Raw genomic sequence first — 17,986 nt, forward strand, 5'->3', positions numbered from 1 at the left:
ACTGCTCTTGACCGGCTTGCACGTATCGAGCGGGATCCTAACTCGATAACCATGGTGGTCGCCCCCTATCTTTCGGAGCAGTCCCGCGTGCGGCTGACATTTCCGGCGCGAGTCGTCCACAGCGCATTGCCGAGGACGCCGCCGCGCTGAACAAACCATCCTGACCGGGAATTGCGCTAGGTGGTCTCGTCAAACTAGCGGCGCCGCGATCAAACGTCATCTTACGGGTTAAATGCCGTCTGGGCTTCTCGATCCGAGGGAAACGGCAGCAAGAAAGTGGCCGATGCCGTTCGCCGGACAGGATCGTTCCGAATTTTAAGGCGGAATACCCAAATCCCAGAAAAATCGAGTGATTTCAAAGAGAAATGGTGGAGCCGAGGTCTGTAAGCATCTCTACCCGAGAGAGGTCAGGACGTCTCTAACACTTTGTATTTGTTAGGTTACGGTTCAACACTCGTCTTTGATCATTTCTCTGTTTCCCACACCATCCCGCTATGGATGAGGGACGAGATGAGGGACGAAAGGAGTAATGAGTTGCCGAATCTGACGGCCCTGCAAGTGAAAAACGCTGGCCCCGGTCGACATGCCGATGGCCGCGGCCTTTACCTATTGGTTCGGGAAAGCGGCTCGCGTTCTTGGGTGTTTCGTTGCCAAGTTGATGGCAAACGCCAAGACTTGGGCCTAGGGCCGGTAAGCAAGCTCTCGCTCGCGCAAGCACGAGCAGAAGCGGCCACATTACGGATACGTATCCAGAATGGCGAACCGTGGCGTTCGGAAAAGACAATGACCGCAGAAACAACGCCGACGTTCGCAGCCGCTGCGCGCGCCTGCCATACAGCGATCAAGGGCGGCTGGTCGAATCAACGCCACGCAGCCTCATGGCTCATATCGCTTGAGCAACATGTTTTCCCGGTATTCGGCGAGCTTCCCGTCCATCTGGTCGCCAGTCCAATCGTCCGCGAGGCGCTGGCGCCAATCTGGCTCAAGATACCGGAAACAGCTCGCCGCATTCTACAACGGATCGGGACTGTACTGGATTTCGCACACATCCAAGGCTGGCGCCCTGATGAGGTGACGTTGCGGTCTGTCGCGCGCGCGTTGCCACGGCAACCAGTTGAAGACAGTCATTATGCCGCCATGCCCTATATCGAAGTTCCGGTCTTGGTAGCCACTTTGCATCGGCTATCGGCGACGGCTGGTCGCGATGCGCTGCTCTTCACTATCCTCAACGCGGTTCGATCAGGAGAAACGCGGTTGGCAACTTGGCCTGAGATCGACTTCGAGGCGCGTACATGGACAATTCCAGCCTGTCGCATGAAGATGAAGCGGCGGCACATCGTACCACTCTCTTTGGCGGCGGTTGCGATCCTAAATCGGCGTCATTCAGTTCGCGCAACCGATGATGGCCTCATTTTTTCTAATCATGGCACGCGACCACTAAGCGATATGACAATGTCAAAGGTGCTGCGCGATCTTGGCCACTCTAAAATCACAGTCCATGGTTTTCGCAGCAGCTTCACCGATTGGGCAGCGGAAAGGACGCGCACACCAAAAGAAATTGTCGACAAGGCGCTCGCACACAAACTCGCCGATCGTGTGGAAGCAGCGTACCGTCGAACCGACTTCCTCGATCGTCGGCGGAACCTTATGCGTGCTTGGGCAACATTTGCATTCAGCAGCCTACAATCCGAATGACTTGGCCCGGCGCAGAACTGCTTAGTCGATGCTCGAGCAAAGTTGGTCACCTGGCAGTGGACAAGTCACGTTAACTGTATCATTACAAACGCAGATACGGCGGCAGGATACAAATTCCCGCAACAACTAATTGAAAGTAAGATATTATTAAATAATAATATAATAAAATAACCAAAATTTACTACAACGAATACATGATCCATCTTTGGATTCATTGAAACGTATTGATCGATAACAAGATTTTGTCAAGGCGATCCCTATCATCGTCCTACAATATCTCAGGCGTCGCCCGGCTCCAGGCTTCCACTCCTCTATTGTTTGCTTGCCAGAGAGGCTTCAATGGCAACCTTGAGCTTCTCGCCAGCGTCCCCATCGACCGTTTGCACGGTCCGCTTACCTGACCTCGGATCAGTCTGATGGAATTTGAAGGCTTTGCCGCTTAGCGGCCCGGAAATCAGATCGGCGATCATGATCTCCCGATGCTTGTTCTCTCCGTTTGCGAAAGGCGCGATGAGGTCAACAAGCCAGATCACCTCGCCAGACGTCCACTCCTCGAGCGTCAGACGGTTGGCCGGTTCGATCATCCCGCCCTCCAGCTTTTTCTCGGCTTCCGGGCTGCATTTCGCCCAAAGCGCCAGGCCCACCGGTCTGTCGCCATCGCGGAAAACATAGAATTGCTGGTGGATCAGCGCCGGCATCAACAGCCATTCGATGTCGCCGATCGAAAGCCCTCGATGCAGCGGGGACTGCGTCAGGAGCCAGGTCATCTCTCCCAGCATGTGGCTTACCGTGGGCGGCGTGGAAGCGGCCGCGGCCGCTCCCTTCTGTATCGTCTCATTCATGCGACAGTCCTATAATCAGGCCGCGAAATAATCATAGAGCGCTTCGGCCTTGACATAGCGGGTGTTCAGTTCACCCTCTCCCGCTTCTGCCCCGAACGCGGCCATCTGTTGCGTCATGCGCGCCAATATGGTCTCCCACCCGCTCGCTGGCTCGTTTGCCGCCTCGCCGGGCTTATAGGCGAGCGCTACGTCGCCTACGGTCCCCACCGAGCCGTTCGCACGCGTGAAAGTGGAAGTGGCCAGCACGACATTCGATCCGATCTTCACATTCTGCTCGACCGCACGCGATGACAGGCTGATCGAGGTGATACCATGATCGGCCAGGGATTTGAGTTCCCCGCTATCGGTCGCACCATCACCATCGCTATCCACCCAAATCTTCAATTCGCCAAAGCGGGTGTCGCTTGCGTCAATCTTGCCATCCTTGTTGGAATCGAGTGCTCCAAGCGCGTCAAGATCGCTCTTGGCATTGCTCTTCTCGGTGAGGAAGCTGAGTTCCGAAGCGCTGGTAATGCTACCGTCACCGTCACGATCGATGACCAGGAACCCATCACCCTTCCCAACCCATCCGGTATTGTCGGCAATGCCATCGCCATTCATGTCAAAGGCGGCCTTGGCTTTCTTGATCGAACGCATCTCGACGCCGTCGCCATCCAGATCGAGGATGATCGGCGAAAGCATGCCGATGTCCTTGTTGGAGAAGGACAGGATGGTGGCCGGATCGACCAGACCCGAGCGCCCGTCCAGAACGGCGGTGTCACTCCGCCGACGAACGAACATCTGACCGCCGGTTGTCGAGATCATATAGCGCTTGGATTTACGCTCATATTCCTGCCGCTCGACGTCGATCGCCGGGACAATCGCAACATCCGAAGTGGCGGGCGTTCCGGCCCCCGCCCATGCCGAATAAGCCTCACCAGCGCTGCCGTCACCGCGCACATAGGCAAGCCCGGCATCGAGAGCCGTACCAGTGGTGCCATTCGTGCGGCTGAAGCTCGCCTTGCCGTAGATGATGTTGCCACCGTCGTTGGCGTTTTCCGGCGCGATTGACGAAAGACCGATGGCGCTGATCCCCGCTTCAGCGAGACTCTTGACCTCACCCGCATCCGAGATGCCGTTGCTGTTGGTGTCGAACCAGAGCTTGAACTCGGCAAAGCGCGCATCGAGCGCATCAAGCACACCATCGCCATTACTATCGAATGCCTTAAGGCCCTCAAGGTCGGTCTTTGCGCCTTCCAGATCGCCGACAAAGGAGATTTCGGCAATATCCGAGATCTCACCGTCACCATTGCGATCCAACGCCAGGAAAGCATCCCCGGATTCGATCCAGCCTGTGCGTTCGGTCGCGCCGTCGCCGTCCATATCAAAGCGAACTGTGCTTGAGGTTACCGAAATCAGGCCAGCACCGTCACCGTCATAGTCAAGGATGACTGGAGCGGCGATCCCGATATCGGAGGGATCGAACGACAGGAAAACGTCACCGACGGCTCCGCTGGTACCATCATCGCGCAAAAATTCCGAGGTCGCATAAATCACGTTATCGGCCCCTCCCGGAGCCTCGCCTGTCAAGTTGAGCGTCAGGTTGACCTGTGCGATCCCCAGCGCCGAAAGCGAGAACAGCTCCCCAGTCTGGCTGATGCCATCCTGGTTGATATCACGCCATATCTGGAATTCGGCGAAACGTTCATCGCCACCATCAAGGAAGCCGTTGGCATTGCTGTCATAGGCTCGCAACCCTTCAAGGTCCGACACAGCCCCTTCGGCATCCTCCACAAAGGAGATTTCGCTGATATTGTCGACTACACCATTGGCGTTACGATCCAGCGCGAGGAAACCATCGTCACCGCTGAGCCAGCCAGTACGATCCGCGATTCCATCCAAGTCCATATCGAAGGTTGTCGTAGAGATATCGGCAGCCACAAGTTCGAGGCCATCGCCATCGAGATCCAGCGTGACGGGAGGCGTTGTCTGCCCACGGCGAATGAAAGTGATCTTCATCGGAATATAAGTGGTACGATCGCCGTTTAGGATGTTGAGCGTGAAGGTTGCGTCAACGCTTGAGGTTCTCCTGACGCCTCCGATCTTCAGGCCGCCCTCCCATTCGCCGTCCCAATCCTGTCCGGGAACCCAGAAACTGATGCGTCCAGAAGAATCAATGTTGATATTCGGCATAGCCGTCGCGTTGATCTCGCCACTTCCACCCGAAACAACATTATATTCTCTATAGCTCAGGTTCGAGATGGAATAGGTAACACCTTGGCGTTCGGGATCAGTGACGAGTGGCGTGATATAACGGGTCACTGCCGAAGAGTTCGCCATGATCCAATATTCGGTATCACCTCTCTTGATCCAATTTCCCTTGGAACTGCCCGTCAGGTAGGATGCATAGGAAACGTCTTCATTCACGTCAGCGACATTAAGCGTCATGGTTGCCGAGGCTATCTGACCCGAACTGTTGTCAATCGCCTGAACGCCCAGGTTGAATGTCGCCCGGGATGGATCTCGGCCGGTATAAACCTGATATTCGTAATAGCCGCCATATTCGTCCCAATAGCCTTGGGTCTCGTAAACTTCGACAAGAGACTCATAATCTGTTCCTCCCGTCATCCAGATCGCACCAGTCGCTGCATCGATACTCCAAGGCCCCCAATTCTGCGAACCATTGGAGAAGCGGTAGCTGATATTGGCGCCGCCTTCCGCGTCGGACAGCATCAACGATTTGGCATTGAGAAGCTCGCCAGATGTTGCCGTAACACCTACCCATGGTCCTAGAGCGGTGTTGGATTCATTGACATTGAAGGAGCGATTGGCCAGCGTGTGCTGCTCATTGACGTCTTTAACATTGATATTGACCGTACCGTATCGGTAGCTGTTGTTCGCCCCGAACGCCTTGTCGTAGATCAGGGTCTGATAGCCTAGCGTCCTCAGACCATCCTCGTAATTGATATTCTGATTCCCGTTGACGTAGATGTTACCGGTTTCGGACATGACAAAACGCTGATCAGTGCTACGCGAGACCCAAGCGTTGAGATTACCGTCCCAATAGCGATCCCAGTTCGAGAAGACATAGCGCAGTTCGCTGGATGGGCCGTCGATGTCCGCACCCCACACCGCGCCGACGAACTGATACCAGTTTGTATTCTCGTTGAGATTGAACGAGAACGGGTCTGCAGCCCACCAAGGGGTCTCATTCTTATCCTCGATGAGGACATTGTAATAAAAGGGATCGGACAGCGCGCCGCTGGCGTCCCGGGCAGCCAATGTCAATGTTGCGACCCGGATTTCCTTCAGTCCATCGCCGTCGGTATCATAGTAGAAGTCCGCATCGGTGCCAAACTGTCCTTTGTTAGCGCGCAGCCAGTCAGCTGTGAAATTAACACCCGACGAGAACTGGATGTGGTTGTTGCCCCAAGTCTGGAACCATCCATTCTGATTGCCGCCAAGGATCACAATGTTGGGTGTCGTGCCATCCGGATCGGCCATGGTGAATCGCGCGATCAGATTCCCTGAATGAGCCGGATCGCCCCCTAGTGTTTCAGAGAAGACGTTCGATGCCTCAAGAATGAGATTGTTGGGGCGTTCGTTCACGTCGGAAATGAACACCTGCATGAGTTCCTGGTTGGACCAGAGGCTACCATCGAATGCCTTAAGCCCTACGTCGGCGACATGGGCATCGAGACGTCCATCCCCATTCCAATCATTGATGCCGTAGCCATTCGCCCGGAACCATTCGAAATCGAAATTGAGTCCGGGCTGAAAGCGAACCGTATTGCCATCGATATAGAACCAGCCTTGAGAAGTACTGCCATCCGCGAAGCGCAACAGCGGCGTTCCGCCGTCCGGATCGGTGAGCCCGAACAAACCAGCCACGACATAGGCATTCGCAGAATTGGAGGTGAGGCCCGTTTCATCGAAGAAGGACCATTTCGTCGTGCCGTTATCGGGCGCGTTGGGCGTTTCATTGACATTGTTGACGGCGACCGTGAGCGCCTGATCTTTGAATTGGCCGAAGCTGTCAGTGACCCGCACGGTAATGGCGTGTGACGTAGCAGCCTCATAGTTCAGCAGCGATCCGTTGGCGACACTGAGCACACCCGCCGAAGTGAGCGCAAAGCGCCCGCTGGCATTGTTAAGGAGCGCAAAGGTGAAGGTATCGCCAGCATCTGGATCGATACCCGAGACGGTGCCGACAATGGTACCATTTGCGGCGTTCTCGTTGACCGAGCCAGACAGGCTCGCCCCGCTCGGCGGGGCATTGATGACCACCGTCGTTGTCTTCACCGCCGAGATTGCGGTCTGCCCACCTTCAGTTGCGCGCGCCGTGACGGAAAGCGAAAGATCCTGGCTCCAGCCTGCTGGCGCATTCACCTTAAGGCCGCTCGTCTGGGCCGGCGTGAGCTTCCACAGGCCCGAAGTGCCGTCATAGATGCCCGCACTCAACGTGACGGCCGCCGGTACACCTGCAACCCAGATTTCCTGGACCTCAGAGCCATCGTTATCGGGGAAAGTGACGTTAAGGGTGAGCGGGATTCCGCCCGCCTGACCAGCCGTTCCCGAACCTCCGACAAAGGACGCAATCACGGGTGTATCCGCAACTGGATGGACAGTGACCGTAAATTCCTGGGTCTCCGTCACACCGCCTGCGTCAGTCGCCTGGACGCGGATGGTTGCCGTGCCACTGGCATTGGCAACCGGTGTGATGGTGAAGCTGCGCTGGCCGTTGGCATTCGCTGCGCCAAAGACAAGGCCCCCATTGGCGATAACCGCACCGCCGGAAATCACGCTCGCCGACATCTGGATGTTGGCGTTCGGCGTAATATCGTCGGTGGTCGTGACGGTCAGGCTGATCGTGCCATCCTCGTTCACGGTCCGATTGCCGATTGCCGACATCACGGGCTTGGCATTGGTGCCCCAATAGGTTGCCCATTGCGCCTTGTACGTAAGATCCGCCATCAGCGCGTCACGCTGGACGGCCGTCGTCGGCTTGGTCTTGGTCGCCATCAGTTGAACCAGGCCTTCGACGTTGATCTGGCTGCTGTAACGCGTGCCGGCGATGATGAAGTCGATCTTGTAGCTGGCCCGGCTGCTGGCGTCGGAGATCAGGTACCAGTCCTTGATGAGGACACTGGAACTCGTGCCGATGACGCTGATCCGCATATCGTTGCCGGTCTTCTCAAACCAGAGATCCTCATCGTTGATCGCTCCGGTCGTGTCCTGGAAACCGAGCACATCGACATCGGCCCCTGAGGGGTCATAATTGTAGATGGTGTCGGCATCCGAGGATCGCGTGACGATATAGGTGTCATTATCAATGCCGCCATTGAGGATATCGTTCCCCGCGCCGCCATCCAGATAATCGTCCCCACTTTCGGCATAGAGTTGGTCATTGCCCGCGCCACCAAGGAGCGTGTCGTTACCGCCCCCGCCATAGATGATATCATCACCATCGTCGCCCTGCAGGGTATCGGCGCCATCGTCGCCATAGAGCGTGTCATTGCCGCTCCCACCCTGAAGATTATCATCACCGGTACGACCGCGTAACGTATCATTACCGCCCATGCCTTGAAGCCAGTTAGCGGAACTGTCTCCACTGAGCACATCGGCAACGCCCGTGCCCCGGAGGTTTTCGACGCTGGAATAACTGTCTCCCGCCGCGGCACCTGTATTGGCGGAAGGCGTGACAAGATCGGCTGTCACCCCTGTCGTATCAGCCAGGCCCAAGCTCGACATATTATAATCGGCCCAGTCCCAACCCGCTCCGCCTATCAACTGGTCGCTACCCAGGCCACCAAGCAGCATATCGTCGCCGTCACCGCCATTTAGTTGGTCATTCCCGTCGCCGCCATAAATGACGTCGAAGGTGTCGCTGTCATTGGCTTCACCATAGAGAATGTCATTGCCTGCCCCGCCATGAAGCGTATCGGCTCCATCACCGCCATGGATCGTGTCATTGCCGCTCTGGCCATACAACTGATCGTCGCCTGACCCACCATCGATCAGATCGTCGCCATCGCCTCCATCGATGGTATCGTTGCCGCCGAAGCCATAGAGAATATCTCGGTTTTGCTGGCCGATGAGCGTGTTGCCATTGGCGTCGCCTTCCAACACATCGTCCCGATTGGCAACGGCAATGTCGAGCACACGCTGGATCGAGAATGGCGAAGCACTCTGGTCCGTCGCCGTGACCGTCAGCGTGACAGTGCTGCTAGCTTCGTAGTCAAGTGCCGCGCCCTGCTTCAGACGCAGGATATTGCCCACAATCTCAAACCGACTGTCGGACACCGAATAGTTGTAGCTGGCGTTAGCGAATCCGGCGATGTCGGGATCGATAACATTGAAAGTTCCAATGGCAACAGCCGGCAACGCCGTTCCATTGGCAACCCGATCGCGTTCCGCAACGGAAGCTACACTCGGCAGCCAATCGAGAGCGGTTGGCACCTCATTCGTGTCTTCAATGCGGATCGCGAAATCTGTAGAGCCAAATGAGGAAAGGCTGCCGTCGGTTGCATCAACAGAGCCGCCGAGCACGATCTCCATCAAGCCATCGCCATCACTGTCAGAAGCGGTGAGTCCGGCATTATACAGGCTTTCGAAATCCGGCTCGTACCCGCCGGCAAAGCGAACCTCGTTGCCAACAACCTCAAAGCGATTTGAGGGATTATTGACAAGTCGTAGGCTGGGGGTGGTTCCATCGACGTCGGACAGCGCGAACCGCGCCACCCAACTGCCAGCCAGACCACCAGACGAGGTTTCTGAAGCCATGCCGGCCTGCTGGATCAGCAATGGCGTATTGGGCGCTTCGTTGAGATTAGTCACCGATATGGTGGCGTCTTGCTCAAGGACGGCCCCATGCGTATCGGTCACACGGATGCGAATAAGGTGCGAGGACGCCGCCTCATAATCGATTAGCGCCGCATTTTGAACGAGCAGAATGCCGTCGGTGGTAATAGCGAAACGCCCACCGGCATCATCGGCCAGCGTGAAGTTGAAATTGTCGCCGTCGACATCGCTGGCCTCGAAAACCGCAACGGGGGCGCCAGGGAAAGCACCCTCTTGAATTGTGGCCGTACCGCCGTTCTGAACGCGAAGATTGCGTGGGGCATCATTAACCGGCGCCACGGTGACGGTAACGGAAATCTCCGCCGCTTGGCCATCGGTGTCCGTAACGACAACGCCGAACTTGTCCGCTCCATTGAAATCCGCATTCGGTGTATAGACGAACACGCCCGTCACCGCATCGATCGTTACAACGCCATTGGCCGGTTCGGTTCCAAGATGGTAGCCGCTAATATTCTCGTCATGATCGACGGCACCCGTCGCCACGGATCCGCTGGCATTGTCCTCGTTGATTGCAAGCGTGATCGCACTTCCGGTTGGCTTCGCCTTGTGGCCCTCATGCCAGTAGGCTGCTAATTGCGCGGTGATCGCCGCAGGCATGCTGCCCGGCGTGGATGCGCTGCTGGCCGACATGGTACCGATCAGCGGCGTCGCATAGTTGAGGAACAGGCTGTGCGTGGCGGTGCTGATGGTACGGATGCGAGCCGGATTCGTGGTGCTGAAATAATTGCTGACGGTGATCGTCGCGTCGCCACCGATAACGCCGACCTTCAGATCATTGCCCTGGCGGGTCAGCCAGATATCATCGATGCCGACCGACTGGTCGAAGACGATGCTGTTGATCCCTGAGCCATCCGCGATCGTGTCGCTGCCTGAACGCGCATCGAAGAGATAGACATCGTCACCGGCATCGCCCTGCAACCAATCGGAGCCTGCTCCGCCAATGAGCGTATCGTTGCCGTCGCCACCGACCAGGACATCCGCGCCATCGCCGCCCTGCAACTGATCGTTGCCCCAATTGCCTTCGAGCCGGTCATCGCCGGCATCGCCGAGAATCTGATCGTTCCCGGCGCCGCCATAAACCTCGTCATTGCCCAAGCCAGCCTGGACCAGATCATTGCCATCGAGCGCGTAAATGACGTCGTTGCCGTCGCCGCCATCGATATTGTCGTCGTCAATGCCACCGTTGATGAAGTCATCGCCATCACCGCCGTCGAGGACGTTCGCGCCGTCGCCGCCATTGATCACGTCGTTACCGCCAAGACCGGATAGACGATTACCCCCCGCATCCCCGGTCAGCGTGTCGGCAAATTGCGAGCCTGTGACATTCTCGATGCCGATCAGTAGATCGCCCTCCGCGTCCCCGCCGGTCCCGCTTCCGGCTGCGAGGTTGACCTGCACGCCTGCTGCTGAACGCACATAGCGTGCACTGTCACCCCAGCCGATTTCGGTTGCCGCCGAATTAGCGCCGCCGTCGAGCCGGTCCGCGCCCGCACCCCCTTCGAAAATATCGTCGCCATTCCCGCCATAGAGGAGATCATCGCCGGCGTATCCAACGAGGACGTCATTCCCGTCTCCGCCAGCGAGATTGTCGGCGAGGCTACCCCACTGTCCCACGATCAGGTCATCGCCCGACGTCCCCGTGACCTGCGCCGAGCTTGTCGCCCATACTATCGAACTCAACGATGCGGATGATCCATCGGCGAACTGCAACGTCTCGATGGCGCCATTGGCCGTGAACTGATCGTAGAGGATGAGTTGGGCAGTCGACGATCCCGTGTATTGGATCAGAAGATCATTACCGGTCCGCGTGAACTTGAGGTCGCCGAGGCCAATTCCCTGCCCAAACTCAAGCACATCCTCGCCGCTCGATACGGAGCTGTCATAGGCAAAGCGGGTGACCTGCTGCCCGTTCGTCCTCGAGAATCCGCCAAGCCAGCCCTCCTGGATATAGGCGGAAGGGATCGGTGCGGCGGGCGTAACGCCTGCAGCATAGACATAGCTGCTGCTGTCATAGACCAACGCGCCGCTGGAATTCTGGATCTGCAGCCGCCAATAACGGTAGCCGGAAACCGGCTCGGTCGCGCCGGTGGCCGCCCAGGACTTGACCGAATATCCATCGGCCAGAAGGCCCGCGCTCGTCACGGCCTGTTCTATGGAGAATGCGGCATCCTTGATGTTGTCGGCGCCATCCCCGATGTTCCAGACATAGGTGTCATCGCCCGAACCGCCTCTCAGCGTGTCGTTACCCTGGCCACCCGTCAGGACATTGTCATCTTCGTCGCCGCCCAGGATGTCGGCGGCAGCGCCGCCGGTCAAGTCCTCGATGCTGTCATAGCTATCGCCCGCGCCTTCCCCAGCGTTCGACCAGCTCGCCGAAAGCACGGCGCGAACCCAACCGCTCGCCGAGACATAGGAAGCCGTATCCTGTCCCGCGCCGCCGATCAGAACGTCGTTGCCCTTGCCGCCATCGAGGATATCGTTACCGGCGCCGCCATAAAGGACATCATCGCCCATCTCGCCTTTCAGCGTGTCGAAGCCGCTATTGCCCGCGATAATGTCGTTACCTGAGCCGCCCGCGATGATATCGTCGCCTGCGCCGCCCGTGATCCAGTCCGCTCCCGACGTTCCGGCCAATGGCGTGATGTCGGTCCCGTCCGCATAATCGGTCCCTGCGATCAGATTGGTAACGCCTGCGCTGATGTCGAGGATGCCCGTCTGATAGAAGGCAAGCTTCTCGATCTGCCAAGGCAAATTATACCAGTCCTTGATCGTGATGTTGTCGCCAATCGAATTGGCCGTCGAAAACTCGCTATTCTCATCAGCGATGTTGAGGATCAGATCGTTGGAGCCCGCAGGGCGCGACAGGACGATATCCTGGATCTTGATGCCAGGATCGAACTCGATGGTATCGGTGCCGCTATTGGCGACAACCGCACTGCCAGCAGGAGGGTTGAAGACACTGAGGGTGCCTGTCAGATCGTCGTAATCGAACCGGCCGAGCCACTGTAGATTGGGCGATTGAGCCGTACCCACATTCTTGCGGAGATAGGCGCCGCCGGGGCCAGTTACCTCACCGGTCTGCTCGTTATAATGATAGCCCGCAGCTTCGTTCCACTGGTCAGAAGCGCTCCAGACGACATCCCAATGCGCGGAATAATCATCGAACAGTTCATCGCGGCCATCACCACGCGAATATTTGAAGATGTCGTCGCCCGCGCCGCCTACGACCACATCGCCATCACCGCGGCCGCCGGACAGGATGTCATTGTCATCGCCGCCATAAAGGTCATCGCCGCCGCCGTCGCCCGAAAGGGCATCCTTGCCCTTGCCGCCGATCAACTGGTCAACGCCTAGGCCGCCGACCAGCAGATCCTGGCCCGAATGACCAGCGACCAGATCGTTGCCGGTCCCGCCATTGCCGATGTCGTCGCCGCCAAGGAGCTGGAGCTGGTCATCGCCGTCGCCGCCATAGACGAAGTCGTTGCCGCTGGTGCCGATCAGCACATCGTTGCCGCTGCCACCCACGATGAAGCTGGTGATATCACCGATGCGGATTTCGTTACCGTCGGCGAATTTGAGCCATTCGATCCGCTTGAAGTAATCTGAGAACCAGTCCTTCACGGTCAGCTGCGTACCGGTGAAGGTGGTGATACCGCTTGCATTGGTCTGCATCACGCGGATGATGAGGTCGTCGCTGTCCGTGCTCGACCGGATCATCTGGATGTCATTGAGGCTGATGCCTGCGCCGAAGACGATCGCATCCTCGCCACCGATTGCCGCCTTCTGCACGACGCCAGGCGCATCGCCGACCCAATTCTTCTTGATCGTTCCGGCAAGCAAGCCCGCCATGCGTTGGCTGACATAATCGCCTCCGCCCACTTGTGCGGCGGGCGCGCCATTGGGTTCGTCTTCGGCAATATCGGCGCCCTCGCCCAACCGCACCAGATATTGGTCGTTATCCAGGCCGCCCGTGAGGATATCTCCATCGCCGGCGCCGCCTGCAAGGATATCGTCGCCTGCACCAGCGGTCAGCGTATCGGCGCCTTCACCGCCCTCGAGCCAGTCGGAGCCCTCCCGGCCGCGCAACAGGTCGTTTCCCGCGCCGCCGTTCAGATAATTGCCGTCGCCGCCGAGCGCGTTCTGGTCGGCCGTGCCCGCATCGAGCACGTCGTCGCCATCGCCGCCCAGGAGCCAGTCGTCCAGGCGACCGCCATAGAGCGTATCGTTGCCAGTGCCGCCGAAGATGTTGTCGCCCAGGTCCGAGGCGTAGATTGTGTCGTTGCCCGCACCGCCATCGACAGTGGCGGCGACGTCGATGGCAAGCTCGCGCCGGTCAGCGGTGGAGAAGGTAATGGATGCTACCTCGCTCGTGCTCCGGCTGCGCGAAATCGTGAAGGTCGCGGTGCCACTGTCCTCATGCACGATCACATTGTCGAGCCATACATAGGGCTTGAAGCCGCTGGTTGCGTCGATGATCGTGCCCTTGCCCGATATCGGCGTCGCGCCATTGGCGAGTGCGCCCGCCCCTGCCGTCACCGTAGCCGTCAGGGTGAAGCTCTCATTGCCCTCGACATTGAGATATTGCAGCTTGCCGTTACCCGGCGTCACTTGTCCGGTGATCGGGTTTGTGGTGGGGCCGACATATTCGGGATTGAGGACATTGTCGGCGATCACCGCCGTGCGTACGAAAAGCTGGGTCGTGCCCGCCGCGAAGGTCGCACTGGTCGCATTGGTCCAGTTGATGCCGTCGATGGAAACCTGCACATTGCTGGCGTCCGTGGCGCCATAATCGGCGCCTTGGCCGCTCGCGCGACCGTCCGCCAGCGCGAGGCTCACGGTCACATCTGTGCCGACCGCCTTCGACAGGCTGAGGCGGAAGACGGCATAGCCGTCGGCCTCCGACGCGAAGCTCCTTCCTACCATGAGGTGAGCGGCGGAGGAGGCGTCGCTGATAATCGTCGCCGTCGCGTCACCACCAATGGCGCTCATGCCTGAGCTGTTGGAGAGGGCCGCGAGGAAGCTCTCGATCACCGTGTCGGCATCGCCCGCGACAGCGACAGTGACCTGCTTGCGCGATTCGCCGGAAGCAAAGCTGATGGTCACGCTGGTCGCGGTGAAATCCGCGCCCGATACGGCGATGTCGTCCTGCAACTCGCCGTTGACGGTATAACCGCTCTGATCGGCCAGCTTCTTGGTCCGCAGGTCGATGACGTCGTTCGCAGCGCCGGCTTCGATCGTCGTCTGGCCGGCAATGTCGATGGCGTCGCCTAACGTATAGTCGCCGACGCCGATCAGGCGACTGATTTGGTTGCTCGCCGGATCGTAATCGAACTCGAATACGACATTTGCAGCGTTCGTGCGGGCTTCTGTCATGAGGAAGGAGAAGCCGCCGAACCAGTCGGATGCCGCCCTGCGGGTGAGGCCAAGCTCGTTGGCGCGCGCGAGGGTCAGAAGCGTCTCAATCGCGAACACGCTATTGGGTTCAGCGGAGACTATCGCATTGATAACGGTGGAATTGGCGAGATAGCTTTCATATTGCTGCGCCGCGCCGATATTGCCGAGCAGAACATTGGTGTCGAAGTTGCGCGGATCCAGGCCGCCCAATTCGAAGGTGTTGTAGAGCGCGCGCTTCACATAGATATCGCCGCCCGCGATCTTAAAATCTGGATCGCTAAGGCCGGTATAAACACCATAGCCTATCAGACGAACAGCCGCATCTTTGCCAGAAAATTTTTGGGTGATCGCATCGCTGCTCTTGGTCGAATAAGGCTTATAAACAAATTTCTTGCCCCGCATGCCGTAATTGCCGGACTGAACGGCATCAGGATCGATGAGTGCGCCTCCAGTTGCAGAAAGAATGCCGTTGAAGCTTTCTGATACGGCCGATGCAACAGAACGCGCGGCCTGTTTCGAGCCGCCATGTTTGGACCACACGTTCGCAACGACGAACTTGTTCTCAGCTTCACTCCATTGTGAATCTGCACCGGAGCGAGGTGTGCCGCCCACGATCGAACCGATTAGGCCGCCCACAATGAAGCCGACAAAGGCAACAACAGCAACACCGATAGGTGTCAAAACCAGCCCTGCCGGTGCTAGAAGGGCATTAACTCCAAGAGGAGCGAGAGCCGCGCCGACCGACGATCCGATCTGTCCACCCACCGTGTCGAAGCTGATGACCTTCGAAGCAAGGAAGGATCCGACAAAGCCGCCAACCACATTTCCAAACTGGGCCCAGTCCAGCGACTGCAAAGCCTGCGACAAGTTGTTGCCTTCGATGATCAACTGGTTGGCAAGTTGCCCGATGGCATAACCCGCTGAGGTGTTCGCCAGCTGCCCCGCAAACCCGCCCAATCCAATGGTATTCACCAGTTCCGCTGTTAGGAATGACGAAAATGCGCCTACAGCGGATGTAAGTATATGGTCTGGAAACTCAGCAATGGCCGTCTTAACCATTTGCGTGGAAGACTTTGTCAGGCTGCCCGCGATAATGCCATCGGCAAAGCTCTGAGACAAAGAACCCAGCATACCGGAAAAAAGGACCTGCTGAAATGGATCATCTCCCCCTAGTGCCCTGCCCAATGTGCCACCAAGAATTCCGGCAACCTGTTCGGCGGTTCCAAGAGCATGAATCTTTTCTTTGATAGCGGATCGGGAGCCTTTAACATCCTTCGGGTCTAAATATTTCGCGATAATGATATCTCTTATTCGGCTGCTCGAAATCTGTCCGCCACCGCTTGCAATTGAGCGATTTGTAGCTACCGCATAGTATTCAGAAGTATTGGCGCCTTGGGACTGGTTGAGATCAGGGGCCCCCGTTTCCTGTTGTAGATTATTGCGCGGAATAAGTCTTCCAGACGAAGTGGTAGGTGCGGCACTCTTCCCAATAACGAAAGAGCTTGATTCACCATTTTCAAAATCAACATCATAGCTCTGCCTATAAACATCCCCCTCTATCGCAACATCAAACTTAGAATGTGGTCCCTCAATTACTACATTATTGTTTTGGTCCACTACGCGGTAATACATCTCTCCATTGTGCGAGTTTACTTCAGCATCGCCATGGGTTGAATATGTAACAAACTGTAAGATTCTATCGCTACTCAGTTCATCTAGGGAAATAATTTTCTCAAGAATGAAATTTTTTGATGTATTGTTAAAACTTATGGCGGCAGTAGATAAGCCACTTCCCACCACGTTCTTGTGGAATATCTCTACACTTTGCCCCTGCAGAAGATCCGTTGCCGTATACGGATTCAGTGTAAACTGCTGTATCCTCTCTAATATACCAGCATTATTATAAAATTCTCCATCTGATGTTTCGTAAAAGCTGGATATTCGGGCGTTCATGTCCAGATCGATTTGATCAATCGAATCAGACCATGCCCACGGGTTAAGAGTATCGATCGCATGTTGGACCAGCCGTTCGCCGCCAATGCCAGCCGCAACTCCGGAAAGCACAGTAATCGCTCCCCTTAAATAGGGGCTCGAAACCCACTTCGAGAGCCGCGCGCCTGCTACCAAGCCAACTTCACCGGCCTTCAGCGCGGCCTCAAAACCAGCTACAGTTTTTGCTGCATCTCCCGGAGTACCAAAGCGAAGGTCCGTTGCAAGTTGGTTGATATATGCCGCTTCTCCCAAGGCTGTTGCGAGTTTCAGCGTAAAGGAACCGGCTTTTTGCAAACTACCCAGCATAGCGCCGGAAAATGCTATGCGTTCCGTCAATCTCACCTGGCGGTCGACAAAAAGCCCGGTTTCCGGATCTGTAAAATTTGGTAAGGTATCCAAAGAATAATTTTTATAGGAAATCTTTGCTTCCGGCGCGATGCCGTTTACACCGGAAATCCCATTGTTAACGAAATAATCGTCCGAAATCGCTACTCGAATTTTAAGAGCATCTCCATCCTTATACAGATCATATTGAAAATTATCTATGATGTCGCCGATGGACTTTCCAGAAATACGCTCAAGCAAGTTGCTTTTCGCGACCTCTGAATCAAAAGACAGCTCCTCAGAATTATATAAAGAAAGTAGAACGTCTCGAGGTATTCCGTTGATATTCGTAACATTGCTATTGCGAATAAGATTTGGAAGTTCGGTATTGGCTAATACCTTATCATATCTAACCCCATCTACGACAATAAAATCCGTCGTATCCGCCGCAATAACAAGAACATTACCTTTTGCCTGATTGGCGATTTGACTGGACAGCTCGTTCCAAAGAGATGCGATCTCTGCTTTTGCCTGACTATCGGACAGTCCAGCCCTAAAAAGAACTTCTCTAACTAAGTTCTCACCGGTGCCATCCGAAGCGTTGAGAACTTGCCCCATGCCGGTATCCATATCGACAAAGAACTTGTCCGGTGCGCTGTTTTTGATCGCATCACGAACTTGCCATGAACCAACTGTATTCGGGGCATCTGCACCACCTTCTCTCTCTACAAGGCCAGCAAAATTACCGCTATATAGCAGTACGGTTTTGTCAGTTGGAACCGTCCATTCGACCGAACGAATGACGTCTAATACCTGCTGCCTAGTCGGTTGCTGTCCATTCGGCAGACTCAAATAGGATTTGAGCGTATCAGTTGCTTGCTGTACCGTTGCTCCCACGA

3 protein-coding genes are annotated in these 17,986 nt (G+C 56.5%); 1 reads left to right on the forward strand and 2 read right to left on the reverse strand.

What is annotated here, in order from left to right:
* Nucleotides 1-534 precede the first annotated feature (534 nt).
* Complete coding sequence (locus MRBLMA1_RS12240; protein WP_363737122.1) at nt 535-1,695, forward strand: tyrosine-type recombinase/integrase; 1,161 nt, start codon at nt 535-537, stop codon at nt 1,693-1,695.
* A 311-nt stretch (nt 1,696-2,006) separates the two neighbouring features.
* Here MRBLMA1_RS12240 and MRBLMA1_RS12245 read toward each other — a convergent pair whose 3' ends face one another.
* Together MRBLMA1_RS12245 and MRBLMA1_RS12250 are read right to left on the reverse strand one after the other, a co-directional pair.
* Nucleotides 2,007-2,537, reverse strand: a complete 531-nt coding sequence (locus tag MRBLMA1_RS12245) for a toxin-activating lysine-acyltransferase (protein WP_363737123.1) — start codon at nt 2,535-2,537, stop codon at nt 2,007-2,009.
* A gap of 15 nt (nt 2,538-2,552) precedes the next feature.
* Entirely contained in the window at nt 2,553-17,984 is a 15,432-nt protein-coding gene (locus tag MRBLMA1_RS12250) for an Ig-like domain-containing protein (protein ID WP_363737436.1), read from the reverse strand.
* Nucleotides 17,985-17,986: the final 2 nt, after the last annotated feature.

Origin of the sequence: Sphingobium sp. LMA1-1-1.1, assembly GCF_040676365.1 — a bacterium.
GTDB lineage: Bacteria > Pseudomonadota > Alphaproteobacteria > Sphingomonadales > Sphingomonadaceae > Sphingobium.